Below are 16659 nucleotides of genomic sequence, written 5' to 3'. Positions count from 1 at the left end.
CCTCTTTCTGATTAAGCTGCAGTTCATTGCGCAGGTCGGCGATCAACTGTGGCGTGCGTATCAGCAACAGCCGAAAAGGCAGTTCGAAGCTGGTGACGTAATCGACGTTCAGCAGGGCAATACGCAGACGCTCTTCCGCTCCGGCTTTCAGATGGCGGCACTCCTCCAGCACATCAGCCCACTGTCGGGTCTGACGGGGCGTCTCGCCATCGCAAGAGAACAGGTATTTCTCTGTCTGGTAGTCAATTCGCCTCAGGGCCATTTCCTCTGCGTTAACAGGTAGCAGCCTGCTCTTCGGTGATACCCGCGCCTGCTGCTGGCAACAGCGACAGCAGGCACCAGCCAGCATATTGCTCACCCGTTGTGTAACGCAGCTCCCGCGCATCCAGAGCATCGCCCACAACGCGGCTATCGCCAGCCACGATAAAATCCACCGGTGCGGACTGCTGGCCCTGTTCGGTAAAATGGCGCTGCAGTTCAGATTTCCTCACCAGCAGCGCGGACACGTCCGCGTATTCGGCATGCAGGGCTTCTGGTTCCCACTCATCATCAGCAACCACGGCGTTAACCCAGCCCTGCGAGCGCAGATATTCGATAGCACGGGTCAGACGGAACAAATCCGACTGCTTTTCCAGCGGCTCCGTGCAGGACTGCAGAAGGGATTCCAGGCGCTGTTGCAATCCGGCTGCCGGGCCTTTCTGGCGTCCCAGTCGCAGCAAATTGTCAATATCCCCTGCCACAGAACGGGGAAAACGACGCTGTTTTTGCGCAGTGCCAAGCCAGCGTAATAAAAAGGTGTGAATGGTCAGCGGCGACAGCGCCTGGCCGTCCTGCTGCGTCAGGCGTAAGCTGACCAGTGCGCACCAGGCAAAATGCGCCAGGTCGGCCATGGACTCTTCGGGTGGTAATACGGTGTGATTCTTTTTCATGTAGAGAATTATAACGAGGACACGGCTGGCGGAAAAGGCAGGATGCAGGCTATTTGACAGCACCGTCGGGCAGCCTGAGCGCCCGACGTTTGTATCAGTGCGTTGCTTTACCCACCACGCCACCGGCACCGGCTCCCAGTGCCACACCTTTCAGTACGCTGTGCCCCGTTGCGGCAGCAACGCCTGCGCCTGCTGCAGCACCAAGGACACCGCCTTTTCGGGCGGCTTTGCCTTTATCGCCTTTGTCCAGCATGGCTCCCGTTCCGGCGCCCATCACGGCTCCGCTCGCGGTGGACTTCAGACTTTTTCCCGTTGCGGCACCGATAACGGCGCCCGCGACGGCCCCTCTGGTCATTTTCTCTGCCGCCATACCTGAGGCGCTGAATAAGGCAGCAACAACGATAAACGTTCCGGTGAGTTTTTTCATTGCAGGGTTTCCATAGTGAACAGTATTCCACTGATATCTGCAAACGGGAGGCAGGCAGAGGCAAATATTTCCGGCGGTTACGGTGACCTGAGAAGTGATAAGCACCGTATCCCCGGACAACAGTCAGCCCGGATGTTCTGTATCCGGGCTGCAGGGGGTCAGCGGGAAAACTCTTTCGTCAGCGTTACCGCCTCTGGCTGGAGCTCATCGTCCGGATGTACCGGCGCGGTACGGTGAACCTCATTTACCCGCTCACGTACGCCAAACCATCCCGCCACCAGCAGGACCGCCAGTAACGGAATCGAGGCGATAGTGTACGTGCCGTCAGGGTAGTCAAACGCCATCAGCACCAGCACGCCGGACAGGAACAGCAGCGTCAGCCAGGAAGTCACCGGTGCGCCGGGCAGCTTAAAGCTGATATCCGCAGCCTTTCCTTCCTTAATCGCCTTACGCAGGCGCAGCTGGCACACCACGATAAAGGCCCAGGAAGAGATAATCCCTATGGAGGCCACGTTCAGCACAATCTCAAACACCTGCGAAGGCACCAGATAGTTAAGGAATACCCCCACCACATAGACCGCCAGCGTCGCCAGAATCCCCGCGTACGGCACCTGCTGCCGGCTCATTTTCGACATGAACTTCGGTGCCGACCCGCCCATCGACATGGAGCGCAGGATACGCCCGGTGGAATACAGTCCCGAGTTCAGGCTGGAGAGCGCCGCTGTCAGCACCACAAGGTCCATGATACTGCCGGCGTAAGGGACACCCAGCTTCGAAAAGAAAGTCACAAACGGACTCTGTCCCGCCTGATACGCGGTCCACGGTAAGAGCAGAACCAGCAGCATCACCGAGCCAAAGTAAAACAGTCCGATACGCCAGATAACACCATTGATAGCTTTCGGAATGGTCTTCTCCGGATTTTCGCACTCTCCGGCGGCAGTCCCCACCAGTTCAACAGCGGCAAAGGCAAACACCACCCCCTGCACCAGTACCAGCGCAGGCAGCAGGCCGTGCGGGAACAGCCCCCCGTTGCCGGTAATCAGATGAAACCCGGTGGCATGACCGTCCAGCGGCTTACCGCTGCCCAGGAACACCGTGCCCACCACCAGAAACGCCACGATTGCCACCACCTTGACCAGCGCAAACCAGAACTCCATCTCGGCGAACCATGTCACCCCCACCAGGTTCATGGTCCCGACAATCGCCAGTGCCCCCAGCGCGAACACCCACTGCGGTACACCGTCAAAAGCGCCCCAGTAGTGCATGTACAGCGCGACAGCCGTAATATCGACAATACCGGTCATTGCCCAGTTGATGAAGTACATCCAGCCTGCCACAAACGCGGCTTTTTCACCGAGAAACTCACGGGCATACGACACAAAACTGCCGCTGGTCGGCCGGTGCAGCACCAGTTCTCCCAGTGCGCGCAGAATAAAGAACGAGAATATTCCGCAGACCAGATACACCAGTGCAAGCGCCGGGCCTGCCATCTGCAGACGCGCACCGGCACCGAGAAATAATCCGGTACCAATCGCACCACCAATGGCAATCATCTGCACCTGGCGGTTATTCATGGCCTTGTGATAGCCCTCATCGTGAGCGTTAAGCCAGCGGCGTTTTTCAGCGTGATGTTCTGCTGCTGTTTTATTTTTTTCTTTCATTAAATTACCTGTCTTATTATTTCGTTCTGGTGGAATGTCTGAGCCTGACCACGCTGTTGACAGCGAACGGTCAGCCAGTGGCCTTATACTGCGCAATATTGTTTTTCTGTTGTCGTGTGATAAGGAATGGCGATTTAAAACGCCGGAGTGATAAGCCGCAGCGAGTGAACGGGCTTGCCTGCGGGCAGGATGGCTTTTTGCTGCGGGACGGTACCGGTTGTCAAAGAACGAACCCTGTATACCCGTCAGCATAAAAGGCTGAGTGGAGACTCTTCACGGGAACGGAGCATATTCAACCGGTGAGTTCACAAATTTAACATTAAGGGAACAGGAAAGGGGCCGGAGAACCGAAGCATCAGTTCCGGTCATCAGTCACTTAACACATACAGTGCTTATCTGATGCGCATGTCATTTTCAACAGCCAGAACACCGCAGCCTTTCGCCGTTGCATATTCGCACGGTGATCGATCGCCAGTTCGCCGGAATACACACTGGGAGCACTCAGCCCGGAAATGTACCGTCGACAACTCGGCATCGCGCAATAAAACCATCCAAGAAAACATCCGCATCCCCTACTGGCCGCTGAGGACTTTCAGGCATTTACGATTACACGCTGCTGCGTTTTGGTAAAGTTCAGGCGGAGCATTATACTGAAGCCATGGAGGCGTTTTTTGACACGCTGGCGGGCATGCCACACCCCGGACGGGAATATTTGCCCGTTCCCGGTGTGATCCGGGCTGAATTTCAGCGCCACACCATTTTTTACACCGTCAGGGATAACGATATCCTCGTTGCCCGTATTCTGCATCAGCAGATGAATCATCCCCGCCATTTGCTCTGAAATTTTAGCGGCGCAGGTGGGACTGCAGGCGTTTTTCATAATCATCCCGGCAGTCCGCATCACAAAAATGCACGTTATCCAGCGGCTCACTGCAGTTATGACACAGTCCGGTAACGGGCAGCGCCGCCCGCGTTCTGCCATTCAGCAGCTGCGCCAGTCTTGTCTGTTCGGCCTGACTGGCCAGATCACCCTCATCCATTTTTTACCTCTTCCTTAACAATACGGAAAGCGGTGGAATATACAAACGTTAACGCCGTGTTATCCGTGATCGTCAGCACACTGTGCCTGATGAAAAAGAAAAAACCACGCGTAATAGCGGTAATATAGTCATATTGCAGGGATATTCACTCAACCGGTGGTGTCATTGTCCAGATGCCAGCGGTGGATGATACGGTGCACGAACGGGCTTATCAGCACGCCCAGCGCGACGAAAAATACCGCCTGCAGGTAAAAGCCATACAGGGCGATAAAATACTTCCCGCCCGTGCTGACCGGCGGGAAATGCACGCCCTGAGAGCCGGCCATGGACACCGCGTTCAGCGCGGACTCGGCAAAAGAGAGGCCTTCCGTCATCATAAAACCGACGATCCCCGGGATGATCCCCAGCAGAAAAATCCCCGCCGCCCGCAGGGCGAAGCGCCCCACGCGCAGCAGAAACTTATCCAGACTGAGCAATTCCTGCGAAAACTTTTCCATTGTCCCTCTCTCAGCATGACGACGCCGGGCCGGACGCCTCACGGCAGGCCCACAGATGATAACGATGGGCCGACTGGTGCTCCAGGTGCCAGCCGCAGCGGTCCAGCAGTTCCCCGAGGCCCGCCACGCTTCCGGTGATGTTCGCCAGCAGGGGCCCCACCTGGTGTCCGTCGTCGTCAAAGGCCGTATCCAGGCTGCCGGTGGACAGATACAGCCCGTTCACGCCGGCGTTCAGCGTCACCGCATGGCGACCGGACCACTCCCGGTCGCTGAGCATCCGGCAGATCCAGTGCATGTCCTTCGCCGTCTCAATCGCATGCGTAAGGCGAAACAGATCGGTCTGCGCCTTCAGCTCCCCGGTGCAGGATTCCCACAGGTACGTCAGCTTGCTGACCAGCTTCGCGTTGACCCCCAGCTCTCGGCCCTGCTTCAGCAGCCATGCGATATCGGTGGCCACCACACGGGGAAAACGGCGTTGTTTCTGCGCCGTTGCCAGCCAGCGGGTGAGAAACAGGTTCTCCTGCGCCGGCGACAGGACGCTGCCGTCACGACGGGCCAGCGCCAGCGCCACCAGAGCGCACCAGGCCATGTGCCCGGAGAGTAGTCCCAGCTTCTGTTTTGCGGCTGCGGCATTTTCCATTGACGTCAGTGTCCTCTTCCTCTGCGGAAACAACGGATTATACAAACGCGGTGCGGAAAAAACATCGCCCCGCTTACGGCGTACCGGTCAGCGACTGCGAGTAATACCCGGTCTGCCCTTTCGCCGCGCACATCGTCCGGTTAAAGGGGACCGTCAGCGCACCGCCGTCCAGCGCCAGCGACACGAACCCCGGCCGGATACAGTGACCGCCGTCAAAGGCATCGCTGGCCACCCAGCGCAGCAGGATCTGCAGGGCTTCCCCGGCAGGCACAATCACCGGCGGCAGCGCCGGTCCCGGATACATGCCCCGGGCCGTGCGCCGTTCCGCCGTCACAGGATGGTGTTCCGCATCGCTGAATGCCAGCACGGGACGCGGCGGCAGCATGCAGGGGGCCTCTCCGGCGTTGTATAACACCAGGGACATACCGCCCTGCAACATACCGTCATACAGGCCGTCACGGTCATCGGTGTGCAGGCGGATATCGGCACTCCGGCAGGGCGATATCGGGGTGCTGTCGGCCAGGGCTGAAGCCACCGGCAACAGGCAGAGAGAGGGTATCAGCAGCCAGGGAAAATATCGCATCAGAACCGCTCCGTCAGTCAGTTGTGCAGCCTGGCGCGGCCGGCTACGGGCATAGAAAAGCGCAACACAAATCGGTCGGTGTGTTGCGCGCTGTATAAAAATGAGGGTTGGTCATCCGGTCAATACAAAGTAAAGCAGTGGCTTAAAACGGAATAATTAGCGCAACGAGAGAGAGAGGGCGTCAACTTCCGCCGGGAAAATGCCCGTTGTCCGTCACATATCCGGTACGCAGGTGAAAAAAAACCGGTCATCCGGTGACCGGTTTGCACACGGAGGGTGTCACATCAGAACTGGTAAACCAGGCCGGTGGCCACCACGTTATCGGTTGCCACGCCGGTGTCGCGGGTGAACCTGTTGTCGTCGATCAGGTTGATTTTATAATCAACGTAGGTGGACATATTCTTGTTGAAGAAATACGTCGTGCCGAGGTCGATGTAGTTCAGCAGGTCCTGGTCGCCGTAGCCCTCGATGTTCTTGCCGCGCGAGTGCAGGTAAGCGATGGACGGACGCAGGCCGAAGTCAAACTGGTACTGCGCCACGGCTTCAAAGTTCTGCGCCTTGTTGGCAAAGCCGTACGAATGGTCGCCGTTATTGCTGCCGAATCGGGTGGCATTGTAGCTCTGGGTGTACTGGGTCGCGATATAGACGTTGTTGGCGTCATACTTCAGGCCGCCGGTGTAGGTGGTGGCCTTGTCACCGTTACCAAACGTCAGCTGGTTCTGCTCATCGGTGCGTTTTGAGCTGGCGATGGCCGTCCCCACGCTGAAGCCTTCGCCGATGTCGAAGGTCAGGGAGCCGCCGAAGCCGTCACCGTTCTGTTTCATGGCATCGCGACCGTTGTTGGTCGGCCCGGTGCCTTCGCCGGATACGCTGCCATTTTTGCCCTGGTACTGCAGGGCCAGGTCCAGACCGTCCACCAGTCCGAAGAAATCGTTATTACGGTATGTGGCCACACCGTTCGCGCGCTGCTGAAGGAAATTGTCGGATCCGTAGGTGTCCCCGCCAAACTCCGGCAGGACGTCGGTCCAGGAGGTCACGTCGTAAACCACGCCGTAGTTGCGGCCGTAATCAAATGAGCCCCACTCGCCGAATTTCAGGCCGGCAAAGCCCAGACGGGTCCAGGACTGGTTATCAGAGCCCTCGGTATTGTTGGCCTGCATGTTGTATTCCCACTGACCGTAGCCGGTCAGCTGGTCACTCACCTGCGTTTCACCCTTGAAGCCGAGACGGGCATAGCTCTGGTCGCCGTCGGCCCCTTTGTCATCGGAGAAGTAGTGCAGGCCGTCAACCTTACCGTACAGGTCGAGTTTGTTGCCATCCTTGTTATAGACCTCTGCAGCGTGTGCCGCGCCGGCAGCCAGCAGCGCCGGAACCAGCAGGGAAAGAACCTTAAATTTCATCTGAATAGCCTCTGCTTTAAAATTTTTACCAATGAACGGGGCCAGAGTGGGTATCAGCCGTCCTGACCCCGGTGCATGCCATACGCATATCAGTCGGAGCATCACAACGGGATGGCAGGATAATCAACGAGTAACGTCACAAAACAGACACACTCCGTCAGCGGACATCCTGCCGAAGCCGGGTAAACCAGGCCGGCGTGGCGTCAGCGCGGGGCAGCATAAAAAACGACATCTGTCTTGAAAAAAGCCGGAGAAGAGTGATCGGAATCGCCGGAATCACTGACCGAAATCATCGGAATACGCAACACCCTCGAAGAATTAAAGCAGCTTGATATCAGTAACTATAAATAATCCCCGCACGGAGAGTTCACATTGAAAGATTACCCCGATGGAAAAGATATTACAGAACAGCCTGGTGACATGATAAAAACGCTGTCCGGTGTCTCGTTCCCTGAACGGGACAGCATCATCATCGAAAACCTTTGGGGTTTTCCGTCAGCATAACCGTCCCTTCTGGCTGATAATCAACAGCCAGAAGGGACACAAAACATTACTTAAGCGAGATGAGCATCTGACCAGGGCTGCTGTCGAGATCAACATTAAACTTATTGATATCTTTTGCCGCAATGCCGTCAATCAGTAACATATCAAAGAGAACCAACAAATTTGCACTCGCTGGGGTTGTCAGTGGAATGTTTCCATTTGGATCGCCCATCATTGCATCCAGGATCAATACGCTGGTATTTCCACCTTTGGTTATGAAGTTAAAACCCCCAGCCCCCACAGGGCTGGAATGAGAGAGAACGGTCGGACTGGATGACTGCCCGCCAACAAACACCTCGCTGTTTCCCGCCAGCGTGAAAGAGCAGCCCTGATTAAACTCAACGTTCCCGACATAGACAAAGGCCCGTCCGTTATCGGCCACCGACACATTGACATGAAATTCGGTATCAACCGAAATATTCAGGAGCGCATTGCCCGTGACAAGAAAAGAATCCGTGGAATCCTCTGCCATGGTCACCAGTTTGTTCGTACTGAGTTGCAGCCGGGCATTATTCTCAATAGAAATATCATCCACCATAAAGATGCCATCGCCGCAACCGGCAATCGTCATCTCGCCATTATCTTGGAGCCTCAGCAACTTACCATTCAATAACACCCGACCCGGACGCAGCACCTCAAACCGGCCCTGATTCTCAACGGCGAGAACACCACTGCCTTTACCGTCTTTATTCCCCAGATAGAAATCACTGCCATCACGTGAACAATCAATCTGAAACGTACCGGCATAAATCAAAGCCACCCCATCCCATTGAATACGCCCGAAGCTGACGGTCCTCAGCACCAGTGTTTCACCAGGTGCATCTATCCCGGCAGTCGCATTTGCCGTCAGGCTAAAGCTGGCGGCATCCTGTTTCAGTACCTGAGAGCCATTGGCATTCGAGTAAGTCTCTGCCCCTGTCGGGTCCCAGCGATATGGTGTGAACATAAGCATTTCCTCTGCGGATAAAATTCGGGTTGTCGGCACGATGGCGCCTTAAAAATCATCCCGTCGCTGAAAAATCTGACGGGATGGACTGTGGCACGCTAGTGATGGCAGAGGCAGGGAGTCAAACAATGTATTTTTTAACCGCTCCGTCAGGAGCGGTATTTGGGTTATCCCTCGCGGGTAAAATCCATTAAATAGCGATGTGCTGCCGATGCCGCGCAGGCCGCTTTGAAAATATAGCGCCTGTCTCCTTTCAGGGCATTGAGCCAGGACGCAATGTAGCTTTCATGCTGCACGTCACCGGCGACACCCAAATCAGCCATTAAAAAGGCACTCCCCAGCTCCGCGATCAGCTCTTCGAACGCACAGGATTCGGAGCCGAAGCGACCGCTCATTTTGCGGGCCAGCCGTGTTTTTCCGCCGCTCCAGTGGGTCAGCTCGTGCAGCGCCGTGGCGTAGAAGTTTGCCGCGTCGTTAAACAGATGACGTTCCGGCAAAACCACCTCGTCAGTGGCGGGCTGAAAATACGCTGAATTACCGCGCTCCGCGATACGGGCACCGCATTTTGTCATCAGCGCTTCGACCTGCGCCAGCGGCGCGAAAACGTCCGGCAGTTCTGCGACGCTCTCCGCCTCAGTGGTTGCCAGTACCAGCCCGTCAGTCTGCTGCACGTTAAACACGGTGAAGGTTTTCAGCATCGGAATCGTTTCCTTTTCGCCTTCGTCGTTTTCTTTTTCCAGCGTGGTGTAAAAAATCGCGGTCGTGCCCTTTTCACCCTTGCGAACCTGCGCCCCTTCAGCCTGCGCCTGCTTGTAGGTCAGCCAGCGGGAGTCTGTAAAACCCTGCTGCGCGGCACTGCTCCATAACAGCATGATATTCACCCCGCTGTAGGCCGTTCCGGTGGCGTAACTGGTCGGCAGACCAGACATGCCCGGCGCACGTTTCCACGGACACACCCACGGCTTAACCCCCGATTCCAGCGCTTCGATAATGCTGTCAGTGACCACCTGATACAGGTCAGCTGTGGTTTTTCGGGTTCTGGAAAATTTCGTTTTTGAGGAGCCTGACGGGTCACGCGGGGATACGCGTGTCGCCGGTGCACAATTAGGGGCGGTAGTCTGAGGGTTAAGGGTGGCAGTCATCGCATTTCTCCGTTCAGTGTGATTTTCGTCTTCGTGTCGCCTGACGGTCCGGCTTCTCTGCGTCGTTCTGCACTGCAAGGGCGCGAAGCGTGCCATTTACCCTTGCCGGGCAGGTTGCAAAGGGAAACGATTGACCGGCAGCTGAGACGGGAACGAAAAGTGCACAGGAGAAATAAGCACCCGCAACGCGAGGAGGTAGCGCCCCTTTTTTCGCACGGGCGAAACCATTTTTTCCCGGTCGGGTCTGTATCCCGGCCCAGCTTTTAAAAAGGAGGTAAAACACGATGACCATCGTCAGCACTGATGATTTTGAGCCGTTACGAGAGACCACTGCACGGAGACCCACAGCGATGATATACAGCGAACTGGATACGCATATTTCCGGGCTGGTAAAGCGTCTGAACGCCATTAATGGCATACGGACCGTCGCCTCCTGTCAGGGACATGTGAGGCTGGGAAAAGCGCCCTATGTGTACTTCCATGCTTCACCGGCACTCGCCAGTCGTATTGAAATGCACCTGCGACAGGCGGAAGCAGAGGGTGATCGGCGGCTGAATACGCTGTGGACGCTGGAGGGCATGTTTAATGAGGTGGGGATACTGATGTTCCGCCTTCATGCTCCGGCCTATGACCGGCAGGCTTTCACCCTGGCAGGGCAGATTAAAAAACTGCCGTGCTTCCGGAAAAAGCTTAACCGGGAGCTGCAGGCCTTAGCGGAGGTGATTGAAGAGGGGGCTATGCTGTATTACCGGTAGCGCCCAGACATAAAGTACCCCCACCGCTGCAAGCACCACTATCACCCCCAGCATTCTCCCAACGCACTTATTTGACGCTACTTTTCCTGATGGGTCCGGCTCACCACAGGATGGACAACCAGGTGCATTTACTGACAGCGAATGTCCGCAAATGCAGCAACGTATTAACGACATGAAACACTCCTTATTCAAAACTCTCAGACAAACCCACTATATCCGCGCATCATTCCTGCGCAAAGAAACCACAAGGATAATACATGCTAAATTTCAGACAGGCCGCACTGGCCGCCGTTCTGGCCCTCCCCTCTCTGGCTTTTGCCGCCCCGTCTGTTGAGGTGGGCTTTTCCCCGGAGGGCTCTGCGCAGCAGCTGGTGATCAACGTCATCAGTTCCGCGCAGCGCTCCATCCGAATGATGGCCTACTCCTTCACCTCCCCGGAGGTGATGAAAGCCCTGCTCAGTGCGCAGAAGCGCGGCGTCGATATTCAGATTGTGGTCGATGAGCGCGGCAACCGCAGCAAGGCAAGCCAGGCGGCCATGAACCTGGTGGCGAACGCCGGTATCGCCCTGCGTACCGACGACCACTATAAGATCCAGCACGACAAGGTGATTATCGTCGATGGCGTGACCACGGAAACCGGCTCGTTTAATTACTCCCGCGCGGCGGCCCGCAACAACTCAGAAAACGCCTTGGTGGTTCATGATGACCCGGCGCTGGCCGCCACCTTCACGCAACACTGGCAGTCCCGCTGGGAACAGGGCACCCCATACAGCCCCACCTGGTAAACCCTTCCCTTTTCCGTCAGACGCACCGCCTCGCCGGTGCGTTTTTTTTGCAGAGGTTCCCGCATGTCAGAAGCACAGGCGCGCCAGATCAACGCCCTTAAATCCCATATGAGCCGGGCAGGTATCCTGCCCTTTATTGAAAACGAGAACGTCATCGAGGTGATGCTGAACCCCGACCAGACGCTGTGGATAGAAGAGTTCGGCAGGCCGATGTATGAAGTCGCCCGGATAGACCCCAACGACGCCGCCGCCATCATGAACGCCATCGCCCACTTTCATGACACCATCCTGGACCGGACACACCCGGTACTGGAGTGCGAGCTGCCCGTGGACGGCTCCCGATTTGAGGGGATTGTGCCGCCGCTGGCCGCTAACCCGTCGTTCACCATCCGCAAAAAGGCCACGCGGGTGTTTCCGCTGGAGGAGTACCGCGGGCACGACATTCTCACCCCGGCGCAGTATGACGCGCTGCTGGCCGCCGTGGCGGGCCGGAAGAACATCCTGATCGTCGGCGGCACCGGCTCCGGTAAAACCACCCTGGCGAACGCCATTATTGCGGCGATGGTCAGTCACAACACCCACGACCGCTTCCTCATCCAGGAGGACACCAACGAAATCCAGTGTCGGGCGGCCAACCACGTGATTATGCGCACCAGTGAGCGGGCGGACATCGGGATGCGCCAGCTGCTGCGCATCACCCTGCGTTACCGCCCGGACCGGGTGCTGATTGGGGAAGTGCGCGGCGGCGAGGCGCTGGATTTGCTGAAAGCCTGGAACACCGGCCACCCCGGCGGGCTGTGCACCATTCACGCCGACTCGGCGGCGCTGGAGCGCCTGGAGCGCCTGGAGCAGTGCATCGGGGAGGTGGCGGTCAGCGTCAACCGACGGATGATCGCCTCCACCATCCACTGCGTGGTGTACATTAAAAAAACGCCGCAGGGGCGGCGCATTGAGGAGGTGCTGAACGTCACCGGTTATGAGAGTGGCCGGTATCAGTTCGACAGGGTGGCGTAACGAAGCGGGGATGACCGCTGCCGGGCGCGGCAGCCACCTCCGGGCATAAAAATTACTGCTTCAGCGAAATAATCATCTGTCCCGGACAGCTGGTAACGTCGATATTAAACGGGCTGAGGCTGTTCTGGGACACCCCGTTGATTTTCAGCATGCCCCACAGCATCAGGACCTGCGCGGCACTGACCGTGTTTACCTGAATCCCCTTAACCTGTGCACTCAGAATGAACACCCCGTTATTCCTGCCACTGGTAGTCATAAAATTAAAACCGCCGGCACCGGTGACGGCCGGTTCCGCAATATCGACCAGCATTGAGGCACTCCCGCCGACAAAAATCTCGCCGTCTCCGGCGTCGAGCGTCAGGGTGCACTGCTGATTCAGGTGCAGGGTTGAGGCAAAAATAAACGCCCGCCCGGCATCGCTGACCACGGTGGCAACATTATAGTCACCCAGCACAAACACATTGAGCAGGGCATTGTCCCGCACCTGGAAGTTATCCTTATCCCAGCCGGTAGTGTCCATCGGGCTGACGTAATCACGGGAGCTGATTTCCATCACGCCATTTTTTTCCAGCTGAATACCGGTCTCAATGGTTACACCCCCGGCGCAGTCAACCACCGCAAACTCGCCATTTTCACGCACACCGATGACGGCCCCGCTTAAAAAAACATGGTCAGGCCGGTAAATTTCCAGACGCCCCTTCTCTTCCCCCCGCCCGATATTCAGGGTCCCGTTTGCATCGTGACGGGCCAGCACGAACTGATTACTATTACCAGAGCAGTCAACCCGGAGAATTCCGGACTCAATTACCACTCCTCCGTTCCAGTCTATCGCCCCTCCACTGACGGCACACAGCACAAATATTTCATCTGGCGCATCCATACGGAACAGCGTGCCTGCATTGCGCCCCAGTGAAGCCGCACTCTGATAAAGCACCTGGGAGGCATTCGCGCTGTTGTACTGAAGATTTAATGCCGGGTCCCACGTAAACGGTGTAAACATAAAAACCTCTTTTATCTTTTGAAAAAAAATTAATATATTTGGCAATACAAAAATCAAAAGCGATAGTGAGTCGCAAACATTACTTCTTAAGTGAGATAATCATCAAACCTGGACGACTGCGACAGTCAACATTAAAAAAATCCATATTTTTTTGAACATTACCATCAATCATCAAACAGCCAACATCAGTTAATAAATGAGCTTTACTTACATCATCCAAATCAACCCCTAAACATGAAGCATAAACAATAAGCAACCCGTAATTATCTCCATTAACGGTAATAAAATTAAAACCATAACCTGAAACAGGTGAGTTCTGACTTCCGTATAATGCAATGCGTCCAGGAACAACCCCTCCGACAAAAACTTCTGCACAACCAAAATCAATATCTATCGTAGATGAGCCAGAGGATGTATCAAGATAGTCAGCAAAAATATTTACCCTGGCATTTTTCGATGCATTAATCGGCCAGCGACAATGAACATTAGAATCACCTACAATCTCAAGAATTGAATTATCACTTACAAAAAAACCGTATCCGGGAATATCTTTCGTAGTGATAATTTTCACGACAGCATTTTTTTCCAGAAAAAAATTGCAAAGCAACCACAGAATACCTGTGGAGTAAAGATAAAACTCCCCATTCAAACCTATTTTAACATCTGTATTAATATAAATCTCATCAAACCGCTTTCCTTTAAAGGTGATTTCCAGGCGATTTTTTTTCTCTCCACCACCAATACTAATAGCACCGTAAACCTCCACATCCTCCCCTCCCTGAGGTAACTCAAGCCTGAGCGTTCCCGCCCTGACATTGACCGGCCCCTGCCAGTACATACCTCCATCGTCATTTGCTCTCAACATCAGTATTTCTCCTGGTGCATTCATGTCAAATGAAGCGGAACGAGACAGGGCGAAATTTTGCGTATTCTGAATAATAACCTGAGAGGCATTTTCAGAATCGTAGGTCATCTTTTCGTTGGGATCCCATTTAAACGGTGTAAACATCACTGACCTCTCCTGATGGTATATTAGTTAGTCCCGGAATGGGGCATCAACAATCATCTCGGGAGGGTGGGACGTCAAAATCACAGAGCACCAGGGAGGTGCTGAACGTCACCGGTTATGAGAATGACCGGTATCAGTTCAACAGGTTGGCGTAACCTGCCGGGGATGACCTCTGCCGGGAGGGGCTGCCATCTCCGGGCATAAAATCACTGCCTGGGGTTGTACGCCAGAATCCAAGAAAATTCCGTCACCAAAGCTAAAGCGCATATTCGTACGGCCCCCGGATGATCGATCAGCGCGAATCGCTGATCGACGTTCCACGCGAAAACATGATCGAACAGAGTGGAATACGCAATTTGCAGGCGAAAATTACTCACAGAGACCGATATGGCATCAGATTTAATGATGAAAACAAAATGAGCGACCGCATAATTACCACGCTAACTATTACACCGCATCCTCACTGGATTATAAAAACATGAAGACAAAGCCTTAATAAAAAACAATACCAGACACCTTTATTTTCATCGTTAAAAATCGATCTGCATCACAAAACATTTATTTTTAGCTTTTAAATTCCTGCCAGAAGCCGTCAGACCTGTATGGACATACCCGGCAGAAAAATATTTTTCTGCCGGGTTGTTTTATTATCACTCGGGTGTGGTGGCGTTATGTGCATACTCCGGCGACATTCCGGCATGACGTCCCTGCGGTTTTACTTAACGCTCAGAATCATAATAATCACAACATAAAGATACCCGGATATTCAGTGAACCTGCCGCTAACCGCCCAGCGGCAGCTCGGTGGTGCTTTTAATTTCCTCCATCGCAAAACAGGAGGTGACGTTACTCAGTCCGGTAACGTTTTTTACCAGCTTTTTATAAAAAGCGTCATACCCTTTTATGTCCGCCGCCACCACCTTCAGCATATAGTCATATTCCCCTGCCGTCCGGTAAAACCCCTGCACTTCCGCCATGTCTTTTACGGCAGAGACAAAAGCGTGATACCAGTCGTGGTTATGCTGCTGTGTTTTAATCAGCACAAAGGCGGTCAGGGAAAGATTGAGTTTTTCTTTACTCAGCAGTGCCACCCTGCCGGTAATAACCCCTTCCTCTTCGAGCCTTTTAATTCGTTTCCAGCACGGATTCGGAGTCAGGTTCACCGCAGCAGCCAGCTCCTGAATACACACCGAACAGTCCCGCTGCAATAAAATAAGTAACTCCCGGTCTTTACGGTCCAGCATAAAATGCCCTCAGAGGAGAATAATTTCCCCTCACCCTATGAAAGTCATCCCCATAAATACAATATTTTTCTCGTATCAAAACGTTATAGTGCAGTCTTTCCCGGAGGTATGCATTATGCGAAATGTGATAATACTCTCACTCTTTATTCTGGTGTCACTGACCTGGGGGACGACCTGGCTGGCAATGCGTATTGCCGCTGATACCATTCCTCCGCTATTTGCAACCGGTATGCGCTTTACCTTTGCCGCACCGTTTCTTATCGGCATTGCCTGGCTCACACGAACACCGCTGCTGTTCCCGCCCGGACAGCGTTATTTTCAGTGCATCGTCTGTCTTTTTTATTTCGCCCTCCCCTTCACCCTGATGATTTATGGCGAGACCTGGGTTAACTCCGGGCTTGCCGCCCTTATTTTCTCCGGCATGCCCGTTGCCGTACTTATCGCATCGGTACTTTTCCTGAATGAAAAAACCCGCCCGGTTCAGCTCGCCGGACTGGCCATGGCCATGGCGTCGCTGGCCGGCATTTTATTTGAGGAGGCGGAGAATACACACGGCAGTCACTGGCCGGGGATGCTCGCCCTGGTCTGCGCCGTGGTGATACATGCCATCATCTACACGCTGTGCAAAAAAAGAAGCTGCACGACATCCGTCATCACCTTTAACGCCCTGCCCTGCGCCGTTGCCGGTATCCTGCTGCTCGCACTCGGGTGGGTCACTGAAAAACCGCAGGTAGCCCGGTTCTCGCCTTCGTCCGTTCTGGCCGTACTGTATCTGGGTGCCTTTGCGGGGGTTGCCGGTATTCTGTGCTACTTTGCCCTTCAGAAAGCCACCGCCTTTCAGGCATCCCTGGTGTTTCTGGTGTTTCTGGTCTTTCCGGTGATTGCCATTGCACTGGAGGACCGGCTGTATGGCTATGCCATTTCCGCATCCTCCCTGCTGCTCACGCTGCCGCTCGCCGCCGGTATTCTGTTAACGCTCATGTCACGCCCTGACCGCTCCGGTAAGTCTCATCAGAATGCGGCCCGGCGTCATCTCACGGGGTGA

Annotated in this window: 18 protein-coding genes and 1 pseudogene; 5 read left to right on the top strand and 14 right to left on the bottom strand. The window is 54.8% G+C overall.

Annotation, left to right across the window (positions count from 1 at the left end):
• The 4 genes and pseudogenes from AAIR21_RS24910 to ansP all read right to left on the bottom strand — a co-directional run.
• Positions 1-262 (bottom strand): annotated as a pseudogene (locus tag AAIR21_RS24910) (DNA-binding protein); the annotation flags it as partial.
• 10 nt (positions 263-272) lie between these two features.
• A complete protein-coding gene (locus AAIR21_RS24905) occupies positions 273-929 on the bottom strand; it encodes a DUF2913 family protein (protein ID WP_333168978.1) in 657 nt (218 codons plus the stop codon).
• 94 nt (positions 930-1023) lie between these two features.
• Positions 1024-1356, bottom strand: a complete 333-nt coding sequence (locus AAIR21_RS24900; RefSeq protein WP_333168977.1) for a glycine zipper family protein — start codon at positions 1354-1356, stop codon at positions 1024-1026.
• Positions 1357-1514: 158 nt separating this feature from the next.
• A complete protein-coding gene (gene ansP / locus AAIR21_RS24895; RefSeq protein ID WP_434682508.1) occupies positions 1515-3017 on the bottom strand; it encodes an L-asparagine permease in 1503 nt (500 codons plus the stop codon).
• A gap of 598 nt (positions 3018-3615) precedes the next feature.
• Between ansP and AAIR21_RS24890 the strand changes: the two genes are divergently transcribed.
• Positions 3616-3858, top strand: a complete 243-nt coding sequence (locus tag AAIR21_RS24890) for a type II toxin-antitoxin system RelE/ParE family toxin (protein ID WP_333169108.1) — start codon at positions 3616-3618, stop codon at positions 3856-3858.
• A gap of 4 nt (positions 3859-3862) precedes the next feature.
• Here the strand turns inward: AAIR21_RS24890 and AAIR21_RS24885 are convergent, their stop codons facing one another.
• The 7 genes from AAIR21_RS24885 to AAIR21_RS24855 form a co-directional block, all read right to left on the bottom strand.
• Positions 3863-4057 carry a hypothetical protein gene (locus AAIR21_RS24885; protein ID WP_333168975.1) on the bottom strand — a complete coding sequence of 65 codons (195 nt, stop codon included), beginning with the start codon at positions 4055-4057 and terminating at the stop codon, positions 3863-3865.
• 149 nt (positions 4058-4206) lie between these two features.
• Positions 4207-4554: a hypothetical protein gene (locus tag AAIR21_RS24880; RefSeq protein ID WP_047356174.1), complete on the bottom strand. Its 348-nt coding sequence runs from the start codon at positions 4552-4554 to the stop codon at positions 4207-4209.
• A 10-nt stretch (positions 4555-4564) separates the two neighbouring features.
• Positions 4565-5194: a DUF2913 family protein gene (locus AAIR21_RS24875; protein ID WP_434682507.1), complete on the bottom strand. Its 630-nt coding sequence runs from the start codon at positions 5192-5194 to the stop codon at positions 4565-4567.
• A gap of 73 nt (positions 5195-5267) precedes the next feature.
• Entirely contained in the window at positions 5268-5777 is a 510-nt protein-coding gene (locus tag AAIR21_RS24870; RefSeq protein ID WP_052955208.1) for a DUF4232 domain-containing protein, read from the bottom strand.
• Positions 5778-6061: 284 nt separating this feature from the next.
• Entirely contained in the window at positions 6062-7177 is a 1116-nt protein-coding gene (gene ompC, locus AAIR21_RS24865; RefSeq protein ID WP_333168974.1) for a porin OmpC, read from the bottom strand.
• 550 nt (positions 7178-7727) lie between these two features.
• Positions 7728-8666: a hypothetical protein gene (locus tag AAIR21_RS24860; protein WP_047356171.1), complete on the bottom strand. Its 939-nt coding sequence runs from the start codon at positions 8664-8666 to the stop codon at positions 7728-7730.
• Between the two features lie 167 nt (positions 8667-8833).
• Positions 8834-9808, bottom strand: coding sequence for an ArdC family protein (locus tag AAIR21_RS24855; protein ID WP_333168973.1), 975 nt, complete (start codon positions 9806-9808; stop codon positions 8834-8836).
• A 284-nt stretch (positions 9809-10092) separates the two neighbouring features.
• Here AAIR21_RS24855 and AAIR21_RS24850 point away from each other — a divergent pair, with 284 nt between their 5' ends.
• From AAIR21_RS24850 to trbB, 3 genes are all read left to right on the top strand, one after another.
• Entirely contained in the window at positions 10093-10563 is a 471-nt protein-coding gene (locus AAIR21_RS24850; RefSeq protein ID WP_155404622.1) for a hypothetical protein, read from the top strand.
• A gap of 257 nt (positions 10564-10820) precedes the next feature.
• The gene (locus tag AAIR21_RS24845; protein ID WP_434682506.1) at positions 10821-11348 is read left to right on the top strand and encodes a phospholipase D family protein; all 528 of its coding nucleotides are present in this window, start codon (positions 10821-10823) and stop codon (positions 11346-11348) included.
• A gap of 63 nt (positions 11349-11411) precedes the next feature.
• The gene (trbB, locus tag AAIR21_RS24840) at positions 11412-12362 is read left to right on the top strand and encodes a P-type conjugative transfer ATPase TrbB (protein ID WP_434682505.1); all 951 of its coding nucleotides are present in this window, start codon (positions 11412-11414) and stop codon (positions 12360-12362) included.
• Positions 12363-12414: 52 nt separating this feature from the next.
• On the opposite strand, the gene AAIR21_RS24835 is transcribed toward trbB, so the two are convergent.
• The 3 genes from AAIR21_RS24835 to AAIR21_RS24825 form a co-directional block, all read right to left on the bottom strand.
• Positions 12415-13362, bottom strand: coding sequence for a hypothetical protein (locus AAIR21_RS24835; RefSeq protein ID WP_333168970.1), 948 nt, complete (start codon positions 13360-13362; stop codon positions 12415-12417).
• 79 nt (positions 13363-13441) lie between these two features.
• Positions 13442-14371, bottom strand: a complete 930-nt coding sequence (locus AAIR21_RS24830) for a hypothetical protein (RefSeq protein WP_434682504.1) — start codon at positions 14369-14371, stop codon at positions 13442-13444.
• A gap of 781 nt (positions 14372-15152) precedes the next feature.
• Positions 15153-15614, bottom strand: a complete 462-nt coding sequence (locus AAIR21_RS24825; protein ID WP_333168968.1) for an Lrp/AsnC family transcriptional regulator — start codon at positions 15612-15614, stop codon at positions 15153-15155.
• A 115-nt stretch (positions 15615-15729) separates the two neighbouring features.
• Between AAIR21_RS24825 and AAIR21_RS24820 the strand changes: the two genes are divergently transcribed.
• Positions 15730-16659, top strand: a complete 930-nt coding sequence (locus tag AAIR21_RS24820; RefSeq protein WP_434682503.1) for a DMT family transporter — start codon at positions 15730-15732, stop codon at positions 16657-16659.

Origin of the sequence: Enterobacter sp. PTB (assembly GCF_051130085.1) — a bacterium.
In the GTDB taxonomy this organism is placed as follows: Bacteria; Pseudomonadota; Gammaproteobacteria; order Enterobacterales; family Enterobacteriaceae; genus Enterobacter; species Enterobacter ludwigii.
The sequence above is the reverse complement of the archived record's forward strand: the minus strand, read 5'-3'. Positions and strand labels throughout refer to the sequence as shown.